The 21,000-nt window shown below is 69.4% G+C and carries 20 protein-coding genes and 1 pseudogene; 8 read left to right on the top strand and 13 right to left on the bottom strand.

Annotation, left to right across the window (positions count from 1 at the left end):
• Position 1 precedes the first annotated feature (1 nt).
• The 6 genes from JOF42_RS04410 to JOF42_RS04385 form a co-directional block, all read right to left on the bottom strand.
• Positions 2-1,051, bottom strand: a complete 1,050-nt coding sequence (locus tag JOF42_RS04410; protein WP_372443574.1) for a FecCD family ABC transporter permease — start codon at positions 1,049-1,051, stop codon at positions 2-4.
• Positions 1,052-1,077: 26 nt separating this feature from the next.
• A complete protein-coding gene (locus JOF42_RS04405; protein ID WP_210096747.1) occupies positions 1,078-2,112 on the bottom strand; it encodes an iron-siderophore ABC transporter substrate-binding protein in 1,035 nt (344 codons plus the stop codon).
• A 336-nt stretch (positions 2,113-2,448) separates the two neighbouring features.
• Positions 2,449-2,652, bottom strand: coding sequence for a cold-shock protein (locus tag JOF42_RS04400; RefSeq protein ID WP_056310329.1), 204 nt, complete (start codon positions 2,650-2,652; stop codon positions 2,449-2,451).
• Between the two features lie 76 nt (positions 2,653-2,728).
• Positions 2,729-5,614 (bottom strand): helix-turn-helix transcriptional regulator, encoded by a 2,886-nt coding sequence (locus JOF42_RS18050; protein ID WP_210096746.1) that lies wholly within the window; start codon positions 5,612-5,614, stop codon positions 2,729-2,731.
• 68 nt (positions 5,615-5,682) lie between these two features.
• Positions 5,683-5,982 (bottom strand): hypothetical protein, encoded by a 300-nt coding sequence (locus tag JOF42_RS04390; protein ID WP_210096745.1) that lies wholly within the window; start codon positions 5,980-5,982, stop codon positions 5,683-5,685.
• A 160-nt stretch (positions 5,983-6,142) separates the two neighbouring features.
• The gene (locus tag JOF42_RS04385; RefSeq protein WP_210096744.1) at positions 6,143-6,598 is read right to left on the bottom strand and encodes an SRPBCC family protein; all 456 of its coding nucleotides are present in this window, start codon (positions 6,596-6,598) and stop codon (positions 6,143-6,145) included.
• 116 nt (positions 6,599-6,714) lie between these two features.
• Here JOF42_RS04385 and JOF42_RS04380 point away from each other — a divergent pair, with 116 nt between their 5' ends.
• From JOF42_RS04380 to JOF42_RS04365, 4 genes are all read left to right on the top strand, one after another.
• Positions 6,715-7,749, top strand: coding sequence for an FUSC family protein (locus JOF42_RS04380; protein ID WP_210096743.1), 1,035 nt, complete (start codon positions 6,715-6,717; stop codon positions 7,747-7,749).
• Positions 7,750-7,776: 27 nt separating this feature from the next.
• Positions 7,777-8,445, top strand: a complete 669-nt coding sequence (locus JOF42_RS04375; RefSeq protein WP_210096742.1) for a DNA alkylation repair protein — start codon at positions 7,777-7,779, stop codon at positions 8,443-8,445.
• Between the two features lie 34 nt (positions 8,446-8,479).
• Positions 8,480-9,193 (top strand): purine-nucleoside phosphorylase, encoded by a 714-nt coding sequence (deoD, locus tag JOF42_RS04370; RefSeq protein ID WP_210096741.1) that lies wholly within the window; start codon positions 8,480-8,482, stop codon positions 9,191-9,193.
• Positions 9,194-9,296: 103 nt separating this feature from the next.
• Positions 9,297-11,810 (top strand): DEAD/DEAH box helicase, encoded by a 2,514-nt coding sequence (locus tag JOF42_RS04365; protein ID WP_210096740.1) that lies wholly within the window; start codon positions 9,297-9,299, stop codon positions 11,808-11,810.
• A gap of 165 nt (positions 11,811-11,975) precedes the next feature.
• Here JOF42_RS04365 and JOF42_RS04360 read toward each other — a convergent pair whose 3' ends face one another.
• The 5 genes and pseudogenes from JOF42_RS04360 to JOF42_RS04345 form a co-directional block, all read right to left on the bottom strand.
• Positions 11,976-13,010 carry an acyltransferase family protein gene (locus JOF42_RS04360; RefSeq protein ID WP_210096739.1) on the bottom strand — a complete coding sequence of 345 codons (1,035 nt, stop codon included), beginning with the start codon at positions 13,008-13,010 and terminating at the stop codon, positions 11,976-11,978.
• Positions 13,007-13,732, bottom strand: coding sequence for a D-alanine--D-alanine ligase family protein (locus JOF42_RS04355; RefSeq protein WP_307803542.1), 726 nt, complete (start codon positions 13,730-13,732; stop codon positions 13,007-13,009). The genes JOF42_RS04360 and JOF42_RS04355 overlap by 4 nt, the downstream gene beginning before the upstream one ends.
• A 139-nt stretch (positions 13,733-13,871) precedes the next feature.
• Positions 13,872-13,955 (bottom strand): annotated as a pseudogene (locus tag JOF42_RS18275) (hypothetical protein); the annotation flags it as partial.
• A 2-nt stretch (positions 13,956-13,957) separates the two neighbouring features.
• Complete coding sequence (alr, locus tag JOF42_RS04350) at positions 13,958-15,094, bottom strand: alanine racemase (protein ID WP_210096738.1); 1,137 nt, start codon at positions 15,092-15,094, stop codon at positions 13,958-13,960.
• Complete coding sequence (locus JOF42_RS04345; protein WP_210096737.1) at positions 15,091-15,699, bottom strand: M15 family metallopeptidase; 609 nt, start codon at positions 15,697-15,699, stop codon at positions 15,091-15,093. The genes alr and JOF42_RS04345 overlap by 4 nt, the downstream gene beginning before the upstream one ends.
• A 102-nt stretch (positions 15,700-15,801) precedes the next feature.
• Between JOF42_RS04345 and JOF42_RS04340 the strand changes: the two genes are divergently transcribed.
• Both JOF42_RS04340 and JOF42_RS04335 read left to right on the top strand, forming a co-directional pair.
• A complete protein-coding gene (locus tag JOF42_RS04340) occupies positions 15,802-16,473 on the top strand; it encodes a response regulator transcription factor (RefSeq protein ID WP_210096736.1) in 672 nt (223 codons plus the stop codon).
• 28 nt (positions 16,474-16,501) lie between these two features.
• Complete coding sequence (locus JOF42_RS04335; RefSeq protein WP_210099076.1) at positions 16,502-17,578, top strand: sensor histidine kinase; 1,077 nt, start codon at positions 16,502-16,504, stop codon at positions 17,576-17,578.
• Positions 17,579-17,730: 152 nt separating this feature from the next.
• Here the strand turns inward: JOF42_RS04335 and JOF42_RS04330 are convergent, their stop codons facing one another.
• Complete coding sequence (locus tag JOF42_RS04330; protein ID WP_210096735.1) at positions 17,731-18,387, bottom strand: FMN-dependent NADH-azoreductase; 657 nt, start codon at positions 18,385-18,387, stop codon at positions 17,731-17,733.
• 76 nt (positions 18,388-18,463) lie between these two features.
• On the opposite strand from JOF42_RS04330, the gene JOF42_RS04325 reads away from it, so the two are divergent.
• Both JOF42_RS04325 and JOF42_RS04320 read left to right on the top strand, forming a co-directional pair.
• Complete coding sequence (locus JOF42_RS04325; protein WP_210096734.1) at positions 18,464-18,802, top strand: winged helix-turn-helix transcriptional regulator; 339 nt, start codon at positions 18,464-18,466, stop codon at positions 18,800-18,802.
• Positions 18,799-19,296 carry a hypothetical protein gene (locus JOF42_RS04320; protein ID WP_210096733.1) on the top strand — a complete coding sequence of 166 codons (498 nt, stop codon included), beginning with the start codon at positions 18,799-18,801 and terminating at the stop codon, positions 19,294-19,296. Before JOF42_RS04325 ends, JOF42_RS04320 begins: the two co-directional genes overlap by 4 nt.
• A 126-nt stretch (positions 19,297-19,422) precedes the next feature.
• Here the strand turns inward: JOF42_RS04320 and JOF42_RS04315 are convergent, their stop codons facing one another.
• Positions 19,423-20,943, bottom strand: coding sequence for an SDR family NAD(P)-dependent oxidoreductase (locus tag JOF42_RS04315; protein ID WP_210096732.1), 1,521 nt, complete (start codon positions 20,941-20,943; stop codon positions 19,423-19,425).
• Positions 20,944-21,000: the final 57 nt, after the last annotated feature.

The following is a 21,000-nucleotide window of genomic DNA, read 5'->3' as shown; positions in this document are numbered from 1 at the left end:
CTCACAGTTCACGCACCTTCTGACGACGGACGATCCAGATGAAGAACGGGGCGCCGATGATCGCGGTGATGATGCCGACCTGGATCTCCTCCGACGACGGAGCGATGACACGGCCGACGATGTCGCTCGCGAGCAGCAGGGCGGAGCCGGCCAGAGCTGAGAACGGCAGCAGCCAGCGGTGGTCGGTGCCGATCAGCATCCGGCACACGTGTGGGATCACGAGACCGACGAAGCCGATGGGCCCGGCGATCGCAGTGGCGGCACCGGCGAGGATCACCGCGCCGACCGCTGAGACGAGGCGCGTGCGGAACACGTGCTCCCCCAGCCCCTTGGCCATGTCGTCGCCGAGCGCGAGGGAGTTCATACCGCGGGCGCTCACGAAGCAGATGAGTGCGCCGAGCGCGAGCACGGGAGCGGTGATCGCGATGCGCGGCCATTCGGCACCGCCGACTCCGCCGATCTGCCAGGACTGGAAGGCCTGCAGCAGGTCGACGCGCGGCAGCATGACCGCGCTGATGAGCGAGGCGAACGCCGCCGAGGTGGCGGCACCCGCCAACGCGAGCTTGAGGGGGGTCGCGCCACCGCGTCCGAGCGAGCCGACCGTGTAGACGAAGGCGGCGGCGAGGGCGGCGCCGATGATCGCGAGGGCCATCTGGCTGTACGCATCGGTCAGACCGAGGAAGGCGAGACCGAGCACCACCGCGAGCGAGGCGCCGTTCGAGACGCCGAGGATGCCGGGGTCGGCGATCGGGTTGCGGGTGACCGCCTGCATCGTCGCGCCCGAGAGCGCGAGAGCGGCACCGACGAGGATCGCGAGCACGGTGCGCGGGAGCCGCTTGATGATCGCCGCCTGAGCGAGCGTGTCATCCTGCCCCGCGAGTGCGGCGAAGATGTCGTCGATGCTCACAGCGCGCACGCCGAAGCAGATGGACAGGATGCAGAGCACGAGCAGCACACCCACTCCGACGAGCAGCCAGAGCGAGCGCGCCCACGCCGGGCGCCGCAGGTCTGCGGTGCCCGGCGTGGGGATGGTGACAGCGGTCACGGGAATTCAGTGCGCGAGGGTGACGCCGAAGGTCACTTCGCGGCGAGCGGTGCTGCCAGCAGAGCGAGGTAGTCGGAGAGACCCCACGGGATCGACAGCGGCGACGGGTTCGCCGACGCGGCGATGGGAGTGGCATCCGGGAGGATCGCGATGCGGCCCTCGGCGATGGCCGGGATCTTCGACAGCAGCGGGTCGGCCTGCAGCGTCGCGATGAGCGACTCGTCGCCGTAGGTCACGAACACGTCGACGTCGTCGAACTTGTCGGCCTCTTCAGCGCTGACCGTCAGGTAGAACTGGTCGCTGTCGGCGTTCTCCTCGACGATCGACGGCAGCGGAAGGCCGAGGTCGTCGTGCAGGTATCCGGGACGCGTGTCGATCGCGGTGTAGTAGCCGACCTGGCTCAGGTCGCTCGGGTCGACGTAGGCGAACAGGACCTTCTTGTCCTTGAGGACGCTGTTCTCTTCGAGGGCGGCCTCGGCATCGGCGTGCAGGTCCTCGATCAGGGCCTCGCCCTGAGCCTCGAGGCCGAGTGCCTTCGAGTTCATCTCGATCATCTCGTCGACCGGGGTGCCCCAGGCGACCTCGGGGTAGGCGACGACCGGTGCGATCTTGGAGAGGGTGTCGTACTCCTCCTGCGTCAGGCCGGAGTACGAGGCGAGGATGACGTCGGGGTTCGTGTCGGCGACGGCCTCGTAGTCGATGCCGTCGGACTCGTCGAAGAGCACGGGCTCGTCGCCGCCGAGCTCGTCGAGCTTCTCCTCGACCCAGGGCAGGATGCCGTTGTCGTCGTCGTCGCCCCACGTCGCCTTGCTCATGCCGACCGGCACGATGCCGAGGGCGAGGGGAACCTCGTGGTTGGCCCACGCGATCGTCGCGACGCGCTCGGGCTTGGTCTCGATGGTCGTCTCGCCGAACACGTGCTCGATCGTGACGGGGAAGGCGCTGTCGTCGGCCGGGTTGCCGCCGGCCGAGTCGGATCCGTTGTCGGCGGCGGGCGTCGCGCAGGCGGTGAGGCCGATGGCGAGGGCCGCGGCGACACCGGCGGCGATGAGACGAGAGGTGCGCACAGGCATTCCCTTCGGGTTGGGATTGGGGGTGCGGCGCAGAGAGGCGCCTGGGCTTTGGTAAGCCTGGCCTAATCTAACAGAAAGTTAGGCAAGCCTCATCTCGGGGTGCCCCTGGGAAGCTGTGCATCGCGCGTTTGGGCGGGGCCAGTTGCGCATCGCGCGTTTGGGCGGGGCCAGTTGCGCATCGCGGACAGGCGAATCGGATGCAGAACTGGCCCCGCACCGGGTTCGGATGCAGAACGGCCCCGCACCGGCATCCGCGCGAAGACCCCAGGGCATGCAGAAAGCCGGCCGGATCCGTGAGGATCCGGCCGGCTTCAGGAAGTCAGCGCGCGCTCAGAGAGCGCGGATGTTCGCCGCCTGCATGCCCTTGGGGCCACGCTCAGCGTCGAATTCGACCTTCTGGTTCTCGCGGAGCTCCTTGAAACCGGAGCCGGCGATTGCCGAGTAGTGGGCGAAAAGGTCGTCCGTGCCGTCATCGGGAGCGATGAAGCCGAAGCCCTTTTCCGCGTTGAACCATTTCACAGTGCCAGTGGCCATGTGTTTTCTACTTTCTGTTTTCAACGGCCGCTTTCGCGGCCTGCGCCGTGACGGAACGTCCGACACACGCGCTCGCTCAACGTACCACGACAGGCTGACCGAATGCCGCGAACGCCGACTTCTGCTGCAGAACCGCCGCTTCTGTGCGTGTGCTGACACCGAGCTTGCGCAGCACGGCCGACACGTGCACGCTCACCGTCTTCGCACTGATGAACAGCCGCTCGCCGATCTGCCGGTTGCTCAGGCCCTCGGCGATCAGCGCGAGAACCTGCCCCTCACGCGAGGTGAGGGGGTCGGATTCCGCGACGGCACGGGAGGGATCGGATGCTGCGGCGAGGCCGGCCGCGACCGAGAATGCCCCGACGGCCTGAGTCAACGGCACGTGCCCGAGCCGCTCCGCCTCGGCGAGCGCGTGGGCCAGAACGGAGGCTGCCTCGGTGCGCTCTCCCGTGTCGACGAGCAGACGCGCGAGCTCGAGCCGGGTCGTCACCCGGACCGTCACCGGCACATCGTCGCCGTCGGCGAGATCGACAGCCGCACGCAGTGCGGGGATCGACGGAGAGAGCAGCGCGTCGAGGATCGACCACCAGGTGTCATCGAGCAGCTGGGTCGGCTGCGCCGACCAGGCTGATCGCACCTCACCGACGGCTTCACCGACATCGACGCCGGATGCGCGGAGTTCGGCGATCATCCACCCCGCCTCGAGGAGAAGCCGTCGCTGGTGGAGGAACACCGGCCCGTCATCGGCGAGCATCGCCCTGACCTCGGCGAGAGCGCGCGCGTGATCGTTGCGCCCCTCGGCGACGGCGACCCGCATCATCACCTCGTCGTACCAGATCTGCCGTTCGACGCGTCCGGTCTCCTCGAACGACGGATGCCACTCGCGTACGATCTCGGCCGCCTGCTCGTGCCTGCCCCGCCACGACAGCACGCGGACGCGCGTCATCGTGGAGTACATGTGCGAGATGCGCAGCGTCCGCTGGGAGAGCTCGCGCGCCAGCATCCCCTCGACGCGGTCGATCTCGCCCATCTCGAGAAGCGGCACCGCCATGTTCTGGGTCATCAGGGCGCCGGTCGTCCGCTCGACGCCGAATGCGCGCGCCGGAGCGAGGCCGTCTTCGGCGACCTGCACCGCATCGCGGTAGCGCCCGAGCAGCCCCAGCAGATCGGAGTAGTTGACCCGGTATCGCATCTCGGCGTTCGTGCCCTTCGCCAGCTGCAGGGCGAGCGCGTACTCGCGGTGCCCTGCCTCGAGATCGCCGAGGTGCGCACGGGCACCGCCGCGGACGTTCGCAGCGATGGACGCCTCGTCATCGGATCCCGCCCTCGCCGCACGGTCTCCGGCCTCGATCGCCAGCGTGATCGCCTCGTCGAGCCGCCCCGCGATCATGTATCTGCTCGCCAGCTGATTGAGGATCGACGCGCGCAGCCGATCGTCGTTGACTCTGCCGTCGAGGGCGGCGAGCGCCTGCTGCAACAGGGGGATCGATCCCTCCCGCCCGAGGTTCATCATGTAGTACGCCTTGTCGCGCAGCAGCCTCGCGTGCGTGCGCGGGTCGACCGTCTCGGGGTCGACCTCGCCGAGGGCGACGTTGACCACCGCGAGCGCACGCTCGCCGTCGCCGGCGTTGCGCAGCACCGAGCCGAGAGTGCGAAGCAGTTCGAACCGCTCGACCTCGACGACGCTCGCCGCGTCGGGTACCCGGATCCACAGGTCGAGGGCGAGTTCGCCGAATCGCGCGGCACTGGCGAAGGCGAACCGTGACTTGGCGTCGAGCATCGCGGTGACGGCTGCGGCGAGCGCACGCCGGTCGTCTTGCGCGAGCTGCCAGTGATACGCGAGGGCTGCGGGGTCGCCGCTGTCGGTGCCGGTGCAGTTCTCTTCGAGGGTCTCGGCGTAGGCGCGATGCAGGCGTGCCCGCTCACCGGGGAGCAGGTCGTCGTGCACGGCCTCGCGCAGCAGCGCGTGCCGGAATCGATAGTCATCGTCGACCACGACGAGGATGCCGCTCATCGTCGCCTCGCGGATCGCCTCATCGAGCCGCGCCTCGGGCAGGCCGGCGAGCTGCGTGACCAGCGGATGCGTCAGAGGACGCTCTGCCCCGGACACGACCTGCACGACGCCTCTCGCATCGTCGCCGAGCCGGTCGAACCGGGCGAGCAGCAGATCGCGCAGACTGCCGGGAAGGGGACCGGCCGAGCATCCGGCGATCTCCTCGACGAAGAACGGCACGCCCTCTGCGCGCTCCTGGATCCGTTCGAGCGCGGTGTCGCTGAGCGGCTCTCCGGTGATCGCTTCGGCGAGCTGCCGCACCGATGCCGTCGCGAGCCTCTCGACGGCGACCCGCTCGAGGAGGCGCGCGCGGGTCGACTCGCCGATGAACCGGCTCACCGCGTCGCCGCGGCGCACGTCGTCGGAACGGCAGGTGAGCACGAGCAGAATGCGCCCTCGGGCGAGCGTGCGCAGCAGGAAGGAGAGGAGCGCGAGAGTCGACTCGTCGGCCCAGTGCAGGTCTTCGACCACCAGCACCTGCGGAGCCAGTTCTGCGGCGGCCTCGATGAGCGATGCGATCGCGTCGCGCAACCGGTCGGGACTGGTCTGCGAGCGCTCGGTGGGGTTGAGCTCGGGCAGCAGCATGCCCAGCGCCTCGACGCCGACGCCGAGCTCGTCACGCACACGATCCGCACCCATTCGCGCGACGATCGAGCGCAGGATGCCGGTCAACGGTCCGAACGGGGTGCGCGATGCCCCGAGGTCGAGACACCAGCCGACGTGGACGTCGGCCCGGTTCGCGACCTCGGCACCGAACTCGCGCAGCAGACGCGACTTGCCGATGCCCGCCTCGCCCTCGACGAGCACCGCGATCGGGACCCCTTCGACCACCTGGTCGAAGAACCCGCGCACGATCGCCAGCTCGACCTCGCGGCCGACCATCGTGGCGCTCGGGGCGGATGGGGGCATGGATTCATCGTCCCACCCCCGTCCGACATTCAGGGGTCTGTGCGCGTCTGCCGTCGGCAGAGTGGAACTCACCTCGCCGCGACGGGTTCGCACCGCAAGGCGGCATCACAGTCGGCGGATGCGGCAGCCTGCCGGTCGGCAGGCACGTCAGCCCGCCGGTCGGCCGGTGCGGCGGCATCCGGGGCAGCGGCGCGTGCACCGATGATCGCGCGCAGCATCCGCTGTCCTGCTCTCCGGAACGGGCCAGCGGCCCGAGGGACGATCTGGTCGGCGTGCTCCGCGAGGAAGCGACGCCGCTCGGCCGCTCTCTGGATCCGCTCCTGCTCGTACTCGGTCACCGTGTAGGCGAGATAGGGGTGCTCGTACATGACATCTCCTCGGTCGGGATGTCCCTACACTCCGCTCTGAGGTGCCACGCCGACATCGGGAGGATGCCCTATCTTTGCGAGTCCGATCGCTCGGGCGCACAGAACGGGGCCCGAACGACAGCGGGGACTACCGCCGTTCGAGCCCCTCACCTGGGGTCTGTCAGGCCTTCACGTCGCCGCGCCACGCGCCGGTCTCGGCACCGCGCTTCTCCATGAACTCCTTGAAGTTCTTCAGGTCCTTCTTCACCGCGTGCGACCCCGCACCGACGAGCGCTCCGACCTTCTCGAGCAACCCTTCGGGCTCCCAGTCGATCTGCACCGTCACGCGGGTCGTGAGGTCCTCGATCTTGTGGAACGTCACGACGCCCGCATGCTCCGTGTCGCCGCCGACGCTCTTCCAGGCGACCCGTTCGTCAGGGTGCTGCTCGGTGATCTCGGCGTCGAACTCGCGCGTCGCGCCGCCGACCTTCACGATCCACCGGTTGTGGGTGTCGTCGATCTGGCGGATGGACTCGACCTCGTCGAGGAACTCCGGGAAGCTCTCGAACTGCGTCCACTGGTTGTAGGCGACGTCGATCGGAACGTGGACGTCGATGGTCTCGATGATCTGCACCATGTGATGCTCCTCACTGCTCGTCGTTCGTGTCGTCCCATTCAGCGCCGGTCGCCGCACATGCGCGATGGGGTTGACTTCTCGGTCGAGCGGGGGCGCTTCCGAGTAGCGTTGGTCGCATGCGCATCCATGCCGCGATCCGCGCCTCCAAGCGCTCACCCCTGCTGCAGGTGGTGAAGTCCGCGGCGGCGACGATCGCCGCGTGGATGCTCGCGGGCTGGGTCGTGCCGGGTCAACTGCCGGTCTTCGCCGCGATCGCGGCCCTGCTCGTCGTGCAGCCCAGCGTCAACCAGTCTCTGTCGAAGGCGCTCGAGCGCAGCATCGGCGTGATCGCCGGCGTGATCATCGCCGTCCTGCTCGGGCTGCTGCTCGGATCGCCGAGCTGGATCGTGCTGCTCGCGATCGTCGTGGCCATGCTCGTCGCGTGGGCGTTGCGGGCGACGCCGGGTACCGGCAACCAGGTCGCGATCTCGGCGATGCTCGTGCTCGCCCTCGGGTCGACCCCCGACTACGCCCTCGCCCGCATCGTCGAGACCCTGATCGGGGTCGTGATCGGCATCGTCGTCAACGCGCTGATCGTGCCGCCCGTGCTCGTCGCCCCCGCTCGGCGCGACCTCGGCCTGCTCGGCAGCGAGCTCGCCGCGAGCCTCGACCGTCTGGCCGACGCCCTGCCCGAGCCGCAGACGCCCGCGGGACTGCAGGAGCTCATGCTCGAGGCACGGCTGCTGCGCCCGATGAAGGATGCCGCAGAGGCGTCGATCGAGGCCGGCGAGGAGTCCCTCACGCTCAACCCGCGCCGTTCCACCCACCGCGAGGAACTCGTCGAGATGCGCGCGCTGCTCGAGCGGCTCTCGCCGATCGTGACGCAGACGATCGGCATGACCCGCGCCTACTTCGATCACTACGACGACTCGATCGGCCAGGAGCCCGCAGTCACGGCGATCGCCGAGCAGTTGCGTCGAGCGGGCCACGATGTGCGCCTCGCGGTGCAGATCGCGGATGTGGCGCCTGAGCCCGAGACCCTCACGTCCGCGATCCCCGCGCTGACGGCACCGCTCGTGATCCGTCCCCCCGCCTCGACGCACTGGATCCTCATCGGGTCGCTGATGGAAGACCTCCGTCGCATCCGCGGAGAGCTCGTCGACGAGGACTGAGCGCGGCTCGAGGCCTACCCTGGAGGCATGTCTGACATGACCGTCGCCGACGCGCTGGCCGAGCTGGCCGCGATCGAGGATCCGAAGATGCGCGCGGCGAACGAGAAGCGCGGCGACGACCATGGCATGAACCTCAGCCGGCTGCGCGGGGTCGCCAAGCGCATCAAGACGGATCACCCCCTGGCGAAGGAGCTGTGGGCGACCGGCGAGACCGGCCCTCGGCTGCTCGCCCTGCTCATCTGCACGCCGAAGCAGTTCACCGCCGACGAGCTCGATGCGATGCTCCGCGAGACTCGGCCCCCGAAGGTCAACGACTGGTTCGTGAACTATGTCGCCAAGAAGACGCCCCTCGCCGAAGAGCTGCGTCTGCGCTGGTTCGACGACTCCGACCCGACGGTCGCCGCCGCGGCGTGGTCGCTCACGACCGTCCGCGTCGCCAAGGACGCGGAAGGCCTCGATCTGGAGCACCTGCTCGACCTGATCGAGCGCGACCTGAAGGATGCACCGAAGCGCCTGCAGTGGTCGATGAACGAGACCCTCGCGAACATCGGCATCTTCCACCCCGAGCTGCGCGCCAGGGCGCTGGAGATCGGTGAGCGCCTGCAGGTGCTGGCCGACTACCCCACCGCTCCGGGCTGCACCTCGCCCTTCGCTCCGGCATGGATCGGCGAGATCGTGCGGCGACGCGAGGGCTGAGCATCCTCATCAGTGTCGTCACTACGCTGATTCCATGAGCACGCACATCGCCGCAGAGCCCGGTCAGATCGCCCCCATCGTCCTGTTCCCCGGTGACCCGCTGCGCGCGAAGTGGATCGCGGAGACGTTCCTGGAGGACGCCGAGCTGTACTCCGAGACCCGCGGGATGCTGGGGTACACCGGCACCTGGGAGGGTCACCGTGTCTCGGTGCAGGGCTCGGGCATGGGCCAGCCGTCGATGGCGATCTATGCGAACGAGCTGTTCGAGGAGTACGACGTGCAGACAATCGTGCGCGTCGGATCGTGCGGCGCTCTGACCGAGAACCTGAAGGTCCGAGACATCATCATCGCCAACGGCGCCTGCACCGACTCGGGCATCAACCGCGTGCGCTTCCACGGTCTCGACTACGCCCCTGTCGCCGACTTCGGCCTGCTGCGCGCGGCGGTCGAGGCGAGCGAGGCGGAGCCCCTGGACTCGGCCGTGCACGTGGGGCTGCTCTTCTCGAGCGACCAGTTCTACAGCACGCGCCCCGAGCTCACCGAGCCGTTCGTGAAGCACGGGGTTCTCGGCGTCGAGATGGAGGCCGCGGGCCTGTACACCCTGGCCGCCTACTACGAGCGCCGCGCCCTGGCCATCTGCACGGTGTCGGATCACATCGTCACCGGCGAGGAGACGACCGCGCAGGAGCGCGAGCAGACGTTCGGCGACATGATCCGCATCGCGCTGCGCGCCGCGACCTCGGTCTGACCTCCCCGTTCCCTTTCGAATCGCTCACCTGACCGCATCTTCACCGCATATCGGGTCATTCACGCGATTCGAAGGCGGGACGAGGTGGGATGATCGACAGACCATGCCTGCGATCCTCGACCCGACCACACTGACCGACGGATCCGATGCGGATGCCGTCTACACGGCGTTCGTCGAGTGGGCGGAGTCGACCGGCATCCGCCTCTACCCCGCGCAGGACGAAGCGGTCATCGAGATCGTCTCGGGCAACAACCTGATCCTGTCGACGCCCACCGGCACCGGAAAGTCGCTCGTCGCGGTCGGCGCGCACTTCGCCGCGCTCGTCGAGGGCCGCCGTTCGTATTACACGGCCCCGATCAAGGCCCTGGTGAGTGAGAAGTTCTTCGCCCTCGTCGACGTGTTCGGCGCCTCCAACGTCGGCATGATCACGGGCGACTCGTCGGTGAACCCGGATGCGCCGATCATCTGCTGCACGGCCGAGATCCTCGCCAACCTCGCTCTGCGCCAGGGCACGGATGCCGCGGTGCACCAGGTCGTGATGGACGAGTTCCACTTCTACGCCGACCCCGACCGCGGGTGGGCGTGGCAGGTGCCGCTGCTCGAGCTGCCGCAGGCGCAGTTCATCCTCATGTCGGCGACCCTCGGCGATGTGTCGCAGCTGTCGAGCGACCTCACCCGCAGGACCGGCCGCGACACGGCATCCGTCACGGGAGTCGAACGCCCCGTGCCGCTGCACTACTTCTATGAGACGACGCCGATCCACGAGACGATCGACGACCTGCTCGGCACCGGTCAGTCGCCGATCTACGTCGTGCACTTCTCGCAGGCGGCGGCGATGGAGCGGGCGCAGGCGCTGTCGAGCACCAAGGTCGCCACGCGGGAGCAGCGAGACGAGATCGCGGCGCTGATCGGCGGTTTCCGTTTCACGACCGCGTTCGGCAAGACCCTTTCGCGGTTCCTCCGGGCGGGCATCGGCGTTCACCATGCCGGGATGCTGCCCAAGTACCGCCGGCTCGTCGAACAGCTCGCGCAGCGCGGCCTGCTGCGGGTGATCTGCGGCACCGACACCCTCGGCGTCGGCATCAACGTGCCGATCCGCACGGTGCTGCTCACGGCGTTGACGAAGTTCGACGGCACCCGGATGCGGCAGCTCAGCGCCCGCGAGTTCCACCAGATCGCGGGACGCGCAGGTCGGGCGGGCTTCGACACCGCGGGCACGGTCGTCGCGCAGGCTCCGGAGCACGAGAGCGAGAACGTCGCCGCGATCAAGAAGGCCGGCGACGATCCGAAGAAGAAGCGCAAGATCGTCCGCAAGAAGGCACCTGATGGCTTCGTCTCGTGGGGAGAGCCGTCGTTCCGCAAGCTGATCGACGCCGAACCCGAGACCCTGACCTCGCACATGCAGATCACGAGCGCCATGATGCTCAACGTGATCGGCCGCGGCGGCGACGTCTTCGGCAACATGCGCGCGCTGGTCTACGACAACCACGAGCCCCGCAAGAGGCAGCGTGAGCTCGCACTGCGCGCGATCGGCATCTACCGGACGCTGCTCGAGTCGGGCGTCGTCGAACAGACCGCAGACGGCGAGATCCGCCTGACGGTCGACCTGCAGCCGAACTTCGCGCTGAACCAGCCGCTGTCGCCGTTCGCCCTCGCGGCGTTCGAGCTGCTCGACCCCGATCCCTCGGCCGGCACCGGCACCGGGTCGTACGCCCTTGACATGATCTCGATCGTCGAATCGACGCTCGACGACCCGCGCGCCATCCTCGGCCAGCAGGAGTTCCAGGCGCGCGGCGAGGCGGTCGCCGTCATGAAGCGCGAGGGCATCGAGTACGACGAGCGCATGGAACTGCTCGAGGAGATCACCTACCCGAAGCCGCTCGACGAGCTCCTGAGCGCGGCATTCGAGACCTTCAGCGCCGCCCAGCCGTGGATCCGCGACTTCGAACTGCATCCGAAGTCGGTCGTGCGCGACATGTACGAGCGAGCCATGTCGTTCGGAGAATATGTCGCCTTCTACAAGATCGCGCGCTCTGAGGGCGTGGTGCTGCGCTACCTCTCCGATGCGTATCGCGCGGCCTCGCAGACGATTCCCGAAGAGCTCAAGGACGAGGACCTCCGCGACCTCATCGAGTGGCTCGGCGAGCTCGTCCGCCAGGTCGACTCGAGCCTGCTCGACGAGTGGGAGGAGCTCGTCAACGGCGTTCTCCAGGGCCCGGATGACGAGCCGATCGTCCCACCTGCGCCGAAGCGTCTCTCCTCGAACGTGCGCGCTTTCCGCACCCTCGTGCGCAACGAGCTGTTCCGCCGTGTGCAGCTCGCGGCCCGTGAGGATGTCTCGGCTCTCGCCGAGCTCGACCCGTCGTTCGGCGCGGATGCCTGGTCCGACGCGCTCGACGGCTACTTCGCCGATCACGACGAGATCCTCACCGGCGCGAACGCCCGCAGCTCCCAGCTGCTGCTCCTCACCGAGGGCGTCAGCGAGTGGACCGTGCGTCAGATCCTCGACGACCCGGCGGGCGACCATGACTGGGGCATCTCGGCCACGGTCGACCTCGCCGCCTCCGACGAGGAGGGCGCCGCCGTCGTCACCGTGACGGGCGTCGACCGACTCTGACGCGCTCGGATGGCTGATCGTCGCCCGGACGGCTGACGGTTGGCGCCTGCGGAGTCAGCCGGGCGGGGCTCAGCCAGCCGTCCGGACCTGCAGCCGCCCGGACCGCAGCCGCCGGGCCGCGGCCGCCCGGACCTGCAGCCGCCCCGACCGCAGCCGCCCAGGGCCTCAGCCCGGCATCCGGGCGGCAGCCACACGGTCGACGAGAAGCAGCGGGTCGAACAGTACCCCGAGCCCGATCCGCACGAGCGCCGCGTGCACCGCGAGGCAGATCGCGATGACGACACCCGTGAGCACGATCGGCCAGACGACCTCGAGTGCCGGGGTCGTGACCCACCCCGCCCCGCGAAGCGCTCCGTCGATCAGCGCGAGCGGGATCATGTGGATCACGTAGATCGGCAGAGTTCGTTGCCCGATCCAGCGCAGGGGGCGCGCGATCGCCCCCGCATGACGGTCGAGCACCGCGCAGGCTGCGACGCCGAACGTGACAGCGACGACCGCGAGCAACGGCCAGACCCCGGGCCACTGCCGCATACCGAGCACCCCGACGGCACCGACCGCGGCGACACATGCCGCTCCCAGCATGAGGGTTCGCAGAGGCCCGGATGCGGCCGCGAAGTGCTCGATCATCGGTCGCAGCCGGAGGCCTGCGAGGAAGAAGAACAGGTTCTGCACGAGCTGCCACAGGTTGCCGAGGTCGGGAATGAGCCCCGCAGCGGCGACCGCCGCGATCACGAAGGCGGCCGGCAACACCACCCCAGTCGGCACATCACGCAGCAGACGAGCGACGACCAGGTACACCGCGAGCGCGAGCAGGTACCAGAGGTTGGTCGGGCTGATGGTGAGCTGCGGGAGCAGCTGCCATCCGTCCTCGGCCCTCGCCGTGTCGAAGCCCGGCGTCAGCGCGAGCACGAACGTCTGGATCACGACCCAGATGACGTAGACCGCGGCGAGGCGCCCTGCGCGACGCCGCCACGACGACCCGGCCGGCGCACTCACGGCGCTTCCCGCGAACATCCCCGAGATGAGGAAGAACAGGGGCATCCGCAGCGGCAGCAGCTGCGCGTTGAGGGTCGCCCACGCGTCGGTGATCGGCCCCGCCCCCTCGACCTCGATCGCGTGCTTGGTGACCACATGCCACAGCACCACCAGGATGATGCAGACGCCCTTCGCGACATCGGGCCAGCCGACGCGAGCCCTCACCGCCCCGGCACCTCGGCGGCACGCACCAGGCGCGACACCAGGTCGACGTACGACACGTCGGCCGCCGCGAACATCCGGGGCACCTGCGAGGCCGCAGTCAGACCGGGCATCGTGTTGACCTCGTTCAGCACGGGCCCCTCTGCCGTGAGGAAGAAGTCCATCCGGGCGACGCCCGCGCAGCCGAGCGCGTCGAACATCGTCAGGGCGGCCCGGCTGAGCGCGGTCGCCTCGGCATCCGAGAGCTGTGCAGGCACCGTGAACCGTGCACTGCCGTCGTACTTCATGGCGGTGTCGAAGAGCCCGGCCGCATGGATCTCGAGTGGCGGAGCCGCCCAGCGCACCCCGCCGGCCTCCCGGATCACCGCGACGTCGATCTCGCGTCCCTGCACGACCTCCTCGACGAGGATGCGGCGGTCGAACCGCGCCGCCTCGCGCAGCGCCGGCCCGAGCTCACCCTCGTCGCGCACGAGCGAGACCCCGTAGCTCGACCCAGCCGACACCGGCTTCACGACCACGGGGCCGTCGAACTCGGCATCCCCGCAGTCGGCGGATGCGATCAGGCGCCCCCGAGCCGTGCGCAACCCTGCGGCCTCGGCCACGAGCTTGGTCGCCCACTTGTCCATGCCGATCGCCCCCGCCCGAGGCCCTGACCCGACCACCCGCACGCCCGCCAGTGCGCACAGCGCCGCGAGAGCGCCGTCTTCCCCGAGCGCTCCATGCACCGCGGGGAATATGACCTCCGCGCGCGATGAGGGGCATCGCGAGAGCCAGGGAGTCGGCGACGGTGGCACCCTCCGAGACGCCCGCCACCTCCCAGATGCCCTCGCGTGAGATGGTCACCGCGCGCACCTCGTGTCCCCCGACACGCAGCGCCTCGGCGACCGCCGCCGCCGACGCGAGAGAGACCTCGTGCTCGGCGTTCTGCCCTCCTCCGACGACCAGCACCCTCACGCGATCGCCCTCTCGACCCGCGCGCCGATACCTGTGACGATCGTGTGCGGAATGCTTCCCGCCCACCGCGCCCACTCCTGCACGCTCGGCACCGCCCCGCCCTCGGGACCGAACACGACGGCGGTCGCGCCCCGCGGCACGATCCCATCCCCCGTGTCGACGACGATCTGATCCATCGACACGCGTCCCACGATCGGGCAGCGGATGCCGTCGATCGCCACCGCCGCCCCCGCGGCGAGTTCGCGAGGAATGCCGTCGGCGTACCCGACCCCGACCACGCTGAGACGGGTCGCGCGCTCGGTCACGAACGCACCGCCGTAGCCCACGGGAGTCCCGGCGGGCACGACGCTGCTGTGCACGACGGATGCCGTCAGCCGCGCCGCCCCGTGCAGCGCCACCGTCTCGGACGGATCGATGCCGACGAGCCCTGCGCCGACGCGAACCAGGTCGAAGTGGGTCGCCGAATCCGTCAGGGTGCCCGAGGTCGCGGCGAGGTGCACGAGGAGCGGGCCGAAGCCGGCGCGCAGCACGGCATCCCGCGCCTGCCGCATCCGCAGCACGGAGGGTGCGTTGACCGACGGGTCTGCCGCATCGGCGCACGGAAGATGCCCCATGACCCCGACCACGTCGATGCGCCCTCGGCCCGAGCGCGCCACCCGCAGCAGCTCTGCCCAGTCGTCGAGTGGCACACCGCCCCGCGCCATGCCGGTATCCATGTGCAGGTGCACGCGGACCGGACCGGCAGCGAGAGCAGTCACATCCGCGAGGAGCTGTCGCAGCTCCTCCACCGATCCGACGGCGATGTCGACGCGATCGGCGACAGCCCGCGCGACGTCGACCCCCGAGGGGTTGAGCCACGCGAGGATCGGCACCTCGATGCTCGCGGACCGCAGCTCGGCAGCATCCTCCGCATCCGTCACGCCCAGCCATTCCGCGCCCGCATCGACCGCCGCGCGAGCGACCGCGACGGCTCCGAGACCGTAGCCGTCGGCCTTCACGACGGCCATGATGCGTGCGTCGGTCGCCGACCGCATCCGCTCGACGTTCGCCGAGACGGCGGCGGGGATCGTGTGCAGAGTGGGCGCGTGCATGCGCGAGAGCGTGAGGCGCGGGGCGCTCAGTGTCGTGGTCATCGCTGGGTCCTCGGATCGGCAGTCGGGTCGTCGTACATGAGGGGGCAGCCGTTGGCGACGGCGGCCGGGCGCAGCTCGAAGTGCCACCGCTCGTTCGCGTAGATCTGGCAGAGCCCGAACTCGGCGCCGTTGCGCGACAGCCAGTCCTGAGCGGCGACCGGTCCGAGGTCGACGGCGTCTCCCGACACGTGCTCGGAGTTCTCGGGAGTCGCGACCCAGCGCGCTGCTTCCTCCTCGGAGCCGTACTCGGCGACCGCGTCCTGCCGCAGCACCTGCTGGTACGCGGCCGAGCGCCACCCGCTGTTCACGTGCACCCGCACGCCGTCGGCTGTTGCCGCCGTGGCCGCGGATCGCACCGCGGCGAGCAGATCGGAGTCGAGGTTGGTCACGGCCGGAGTCTCGTCGAACACCGACACCGCACCCTCGTCACGGATGACGCCGTCGGCCTCGGTGAGCGACGATGCGGAGAAGGTCGGAGGAACGGATGCCGACGCCAGCGACTGCTGGCCGATCAGCACGACCGATCCGGTGATGGCCGCAGCGAGCAGCGCGGCGCCGATCAGCGCGGTGAGGCGTCGCCGCCTGAGGGTGGTGCGTGTGTTCATGTCCTCAGTCAATGCAGGCGCGTGTTGCGAGGGCGTATGCGCTTTTGCATACGCTCCCGATATGCCCGGGTGCGTAAGCTCTGAGCGCATGAGAGCTGTGCCGTGCGTGTGCTGATCGTCGAGGACGAACCGTATCTCGCCGAGGCCGTGCGCGATGGGCTGCGGCTCGAGGCGATCGCCGCCGACATCGCGGGAGACGGCGACACGGCGCTCGAGCTCCTGAGCGTCAACTCCTACGACCTGGCCGTGCTCGACCGCGACATCCCCGGTCCGTCGGGCGATGACGTCGCCCGGTCGATCGTGGCGTCGGGCAGCGGCATCCCGATCCTCATGCTCACCGCGGCCGACCGTCTCGACGACAAGGAGACGGGCTTCGAGATCGGTGCCGACGACTACCTGACCAAGCCGTTCGAGCTGCGCGAGCTCGTGCTGCGCCTGCGTGCCCTCGATCGCCGCCGTCAGCGGGTGCGGCCTCCGGTTCTCGAGGTCGCCGGCCTGCGGCTCGATCCGTTCCGCCGCGAGGTCTTCCGCGACGGCCGGTACGTCGCGCTCACCCGCAAGCAGTTCGCGGTGCTCGAGGTGCTGATCGACGCGGGCGGCGGGGTCGTGAGCGCCGAGCAGCTGCTCGAGCGCGCGTGGGATGAGAACGCCGATCCGTTCACGAACGCCGTGCGCATCACCGTCTCGTCGCTGCGCAAGCGACTCGGGGAGCCCTGGCTGATCCTCACGGTGCCGGGCGTCGGATACCGCATCGGGACGGATGCCGATGACTGATCCGGTGCGCAAGCCCCGGCGCCGCGGCATGAGCGCCCGCTGGAAGCTCACCCTGAGCTATGCGGGCGTCGTCGTCGTGTCGGGCATCGGTCTGCTCGCGGCTGTCGCCCTGTACTTGCTGCGGTATGTGCCCGACGTGGCGATCATCGCCGACCGTTTCGTGCCGAACCGCTCCGACCTCATCCGCGCATTCGTCCCGGTCGCGATCGTCATGATGCTCGTACTGCTTGCGATCGGACTCGGCGGCGGATGGCTCATCGCCGGACGGATGCTGGCGCCCCTCGACCGCATCGGCAAAGCCGCACAGCTCGCAGCTCAGGGGTCGCTGTCACACCGCGTCGCCCTCGAGGGTCCCCGTGACGAGTTCCGAGACCTGGCCGACGTCTTCGACTCGATGCTCGAGCAGCTCGAGGCGCACATCGCCGAGCAGCAGCGGTTCGCCGCCAACGCCTCGCACGAGCTGCGCACCCCGCTCGCGATCTCGCAGACCATGCTCGAGGTCGCCCGCAACGACCCCGATCGCGACGTCGACGCGCTGATCGACCGACTGCACGAGGTCAATGCGCGGGCGATCGAACTGACCGAGGCGCTGCTCATGCTGAGCCGCGCCGAGCGCCGTACGTTCACGCGCGAGCCGATCGACCTCTCACTGCTGACCGAGGAGTCCGCCGAGACCCTGCTCCCCCTCGCCGAGCGGCGTGGCGTGGCGATCGACGTCGGCGGCGACACCGCGAACGTGCTCGGGTCTCCCGCACTCCTTCAGCAGCTGATCACCAACCTCGTGCACAACGCGATCGTGCACAATCTCGCCGAGGGCGGCACCGTCACGGTGCGCACCCACGTTCTTCCCGAGGCCGTCGCGCTGGTGGTCGAGAACACCGGCGAGGTGCTCCCCGCTCATCGCGTCGCGACTCTGGCCGAGCCCTTCCAGCGGGGAGCCGAGCGCACGCGCGGCGACGACCACGTGGGCGTCGGGCTCGGGCTGGCGATCGTCCAGCGCATCGCCCAGGCGCATGACGGATCGCTGGTACTCACCGCGCGCGAGAGCGGCGGGTTGAACGTGACGGTGTGGCTGCCGCATCCGTTCCCCCGGCCGTTGGCCTGAGGCCGGACCGGGGATGGTCGGGGTCGGTCCCGCCCCGACACCTGCATGCTCGAATCACGGATGCAGGCCGAGGAAACCTGTTCTCGGCGTGCATCCGTGATCTGGGCATGCATCTGTTGGGGTGGGGCCGACGGGCCGGGCCGGATGCCGGGTCAGGCGACCTTGTCGCCCCGGAGTGCGGCGAGCTCGCGACCGTAGGTGCGAGCATCCGTCTCGGCATTCTCCTTGAGCTCGCGGGCGGTGTCGGCGAAGGCATCCAGTGCCGGGTTCACTCCCACGAGGGTGAACGGGCGCTCGACGATGCGCAGGTCGAGACCCCAGACGTCTTCGAGCACGCGGCGCAGCCATCCGGTGGAGTGGTCCCAGCCCTCCTTGGGGGTACCGGGGGCGTAGTTGCCGCCGAGAACGGTGACGAGGGTCGCCGGCTTGCCGCGCAGCGCGGTGCCCTGCGGATCGATGCGCGGGTCGGTGTACGCCAGGTCGAACCAGGTCTTGAAGTGCTGCGAGACGCCGTAGTTGTAGAGCGGCACGGCGAAGAGCAGCGCATCGGCGCCGATCAGCTCGTCGGCGAAGGTGGTGCCGAGGGCACGCGCGGCACGCTGGGCGTCGGTGCGCTGCGCTTCGTCGACGAATCCGCCGGTGACGGCATCCGCCCAGGCCGTCGCAGGCACGGGGTCGGCGGCCAGATCGCGGCGCGTGACCGTGGAGTCGGGGTGGGATGCGGTCCACTCGGCCTCGACGAGGTCGGCGAGCGAACGGCTGGCGGACGACGCGGGAAGGATGCTGGCGTCGAGACGGAACAGGGACATGGGGTGCCTTTCGTTTACGTAGTCACTCTGTTTTTCTTAGCGACTCGCGTTAACGTAGCACAGGTATGATGGGCGCATGGCCGAGATCGACGAGGAGCGTCACGTCTGCGACGCCGCCGTCACCCTGGCCTTCAGCGTGCTCGGCAAACGGTGGAACGGCATGATCGTCTCCTCCCTCGGCGGCGGCCCTTCGACCTTCGTCTCACTGCGGCGAGCGGTCGTCGGCATCAGCGACACGGTGCTCTCCGACCGGCTCGCCGAACTCGCCGAGGCCGGACTGGTCTCCCGCGCCGTCGACGCCGGTCCTCCCGTCGCCGTCTCCTACGCCCTCACCGACAGCGGCCGCGGACTCCTGCCGATCCTCGACCAGCTCGGCACCTGGGCGTCCGAGAATCTCGAGATTCGGGCCCGATGACGATCCCTCAGGCACGACGACCCCGCCGCGCCTGGTGGATCCTGCTGCTGCTCGGCGCGCTCATCCTCGCGGGCGCCGCCGCACTGGCGTTCAGCCCCGGTTTCCGTCTCGCACCGCCCGCCGCCTTCGGCGAGGAGCTCACGGTCGACCTCAGCGAGGGCGATCACGCGATCTACGTCACCCCGTCGGATCAGTGGAGTGAGATCGAGTGCACCGGCACGTTCCCCGGGGGCGGCGTACTGCAGCTGCGGCCGGACATGACGCAGCAGGGTCTGCTCATTCCGGAGGCTTGGGATGCGCAGGGGAGCTTCTCCGTGGGCACCCCCTCCCCCGGAACGATCACGTGCGACGGCCCGGTCGCCGACGGTCGGTTCACGGTCGGACCGGTGATGACGTTCTTCACGGTCATCGGAGCCGTGCTGCTCGCGATCCCCGGCATCCTTCTGGTGATCGCCGGCGCGATCGTCGGGGCTGTGCAGGCACGGCGCCCGTAGGTCACGCCTCGTCTCCGATCCGTCGAGTTCACCGGCGGATGCAGGGTTTCGAATCGCGCACTTTGCCGTTCTTCGATCGCGAATCCTGCAAAGTGCGCGATTCGAAACCCAGGGGCGGCAGCCGACTCACCAGGGGCTGGGCTCGTAGTCCTTCAGGAAGACACCGTGGATGTCGTCGCCGGCCTCGCCGCGAACGATCGGGTCGTACACGCGGGCCGCTCCGTCGACGAGGTCGAGCGGGGCATGGAAGCCCTCCTCGGCGAGACGCACCTTCGTGAAGTGGGGACGCTCGTCGGTGATCCAGCCGGTGTCGACGGCGGTCATCAGGATGCCGTCGGTCTCGAGCATCTCGCCCGCGCTGGTGCGCGTCAGCATGTTGAGGGCGGCCTTCGCCATGTTCGTGTGCGGATGCCCCGGGCCCTTGTACCGGCGCGAGAACTGACCCTCCATGGCCGAGACGTTGACCACGTACTTGCGATGCGCCGACGACGCGGCCATCGAGGCGCGCAGACGGCTGATCAGCAGGAACGGCGCTGTCGTGTTCGCGAGCTGCACCTCGAGCATCTCGAGCGGATCGACCTGATCGATCGACTGCACCCAGCTGTTCGACGTGTTCACGTCGGGCACGAGTCCGCCGGCGTCGATCGCGGTGCCGTCGGCGTGCTTCTCCAACGACGATGATCCGGGCGCCATCGCGAGCCGGGCGAGGTCTTCGGCGGTCAGCGCCTGGCCGCCCTGCTCGGCGACGGTGCCGCCGAGGGCTGCGACCGAGAGCAGCGGGTGCGCATCGACGGATGCCTGCAGCGCCTGCGGATGTGGATCGGCGGTGTGCCCGAAGGTCTCCATCTCGGGCAGCGGTCCGTCGGGAAGAGGCTGCAGCTCGGCATCCGCCAGCAGCGAGTACGAACCGGGCGAGCGGCGCACGGTCTGCGCGGCGTTGTTGATCAGGATGTCGAGTGGGCCCTGCGCCGCGACGGAGTCGGCGAGCCCGATGACCTGGGCCGGATCGCGCAGGTCGATGCCGACGACCCGCAGGCGGTGCAGCCAGTCGGCCGAGTCAGGCAGCGCCGAGAACCGACGCACAGCGTCGCGCGGGAAGCGGGTCGTGATCGTCGTGTGGGCACCGTCGCGCAGCAGCCGCAGCGCGATGTGCATACCGATCTTGGCGCGGCCCCCGGTGAGCAGCGCGCGCTTGCCGGTGAGGTCGGTGCGGGCGTTGCGCTTGCCGTGACTGAAACGCGCGCAGTCGGGGCAGAGCTGGTGATAGAACGCGTCGACCACCGTGTACGGCTGCTTGCAGATGTAGCAGTTGCGCGGCTTGAGCAGCTCGCCCGCGATCGGGGCGTCGACGACGCTGGTCGCCAGATCGTGTCCGCGGGTCTCGTCATCGATGCGGTCGGGGGCACCGGTGGCGGTGCGGGCGACGACGGCCTTGTCGGCTTCGGCGATGGCATCGCGGATCTCTTTGCGACGCACGCGCTTGACGGCCTTGAACATCGCGGCGGTCGCGTGACGGACGGCGACGAAGTCGGGGTGCTCGTTGTCGATCTGGTGCAGTTCCGAGAGCACCCGCAGCGTCGTGGCCAGGTCTTCGGGGTCGATGCCGGGTCCGAGGTCGGGTGCAGCGTCGGAGGAGGCATCGGTCATTGTGCCGATTTTACGCGAGATCGCGGGCTGCGTTCCTGGGAGCCTCGGGGCGAGACC

Origin of the sequence: Microbacterium phyllosphaerae (assembly GCF_017876435.1) — a bacterium.
GTDB classification, from domain to species: domain Bacteria; phylum Actinomycetota; class Actinomycetes; order Actinomycetales; family Microbacteriaceae; genus Microbacterium; species Microbacterium phyllosphaerae.
This window is presented reverse-complemented; position numbering and strand designations above follow the sequence as displayed.

Coding starts and splice junctions, on each gene's coding strand:
- JOF42_RS04380 (WP_210096743.1), top strand. CDS start 6,715: ATGCGCATCCATGCCGCGATCCGCGCCTCCAAGCGCTCACCCCTGCTG.
- JOF42_RS04315 (WP_210096732.1), bottom strand. CDS start 20,943: ATGACCGATGCCTCCTCCGACGCTGCACCCGACCTCGGACCCGGCATC.
- JOF42_RS04335 (WP_210099076.1), top strand. CDS start 16,502: ATGAGCGCCCGCTGGAAGCTCACCCTGAGCTATGCGGGCGTCGTCGTC.
- deoD (WP_210096741.1), top strand. CDS start 8,480: ATGAGCACGCACATCGCCGCAGAGCCCGGTCAGATCGCCCCCATCGTC.
- JOF42_RS04365 (WP_210096740.1), top strand. CDS start 9,297: ATGCCTGCGATCCTCGACCCGACCACACTGACCGACGGATCCGATGCG.
- JOF42_RS04320 (WP_210096733.1), top strand. CDS start 18,799: ATGACGATCCCTCAGGCACGACGACCCCGCCGCGCCTGGTGGATCCTG.
- JOF42_RS04375 (WP_210096742.1), top strand. CDS start 7,777: ATGTCTGACATGACCGTCGCCGACGCGCTGGCCGAGCTGGCCGCGATC.
- JOF42_RS04325 (WP_210096734.1), top strand. CDS start 18,464: ATGGCCGAGATCGACGAGGAGCGTCACGTCTGCGACGCCGCCGTCACC.
- JOF42_RS18050 (WP_210096746.1), bottom strand. CDS start 5,614: ATGCCCCCATCCGCCCCGAGCGCCACGATGGTCGGCCGCGAGGTCGAG.
- JOF42_RS04385 (WP_210096744.1), bottom strand. CDS start 6,598: ATGGTGCAGATCATCGAGACCATCGACGTCCACGTTCCGATCGACGTC.
- JOF42_RS04390 (WP_210096745.1), bottom strand. CDS start 5,982: ATGTACGAGCACCCCTATCTCGCCTACACGGTGACCGAGTACGAGCAG.
- JOF42_RS04345 (WP_210096737.1), bottom strand. CDS start 15,699: ATGAACACACGCACCACCCTCAGGCGGCGACGCCTCACCGCGCTGATC.
- JOF42_RS04400 (WP_056310329.1), bottom strand. CDS start 2,652: ATGGCCACTGGCACTGTGAAATGGTTCAACGCGGAAAAGGGCTTCGGC.
- alr (WP_210096738.1), bottom strand. CDS start 15,094: ATGACCACGACACTGAGCGCCCCGCGCCTCACGCTCTCGCGCATGCAC.
- JOF42_RS04330 (WP_210096735.1), bottom strand. CDS start 18,387: ATGTCCCTGTTCCGTCTCGACGCCAGCATCCTTCCCGCGTCGTCCGCC.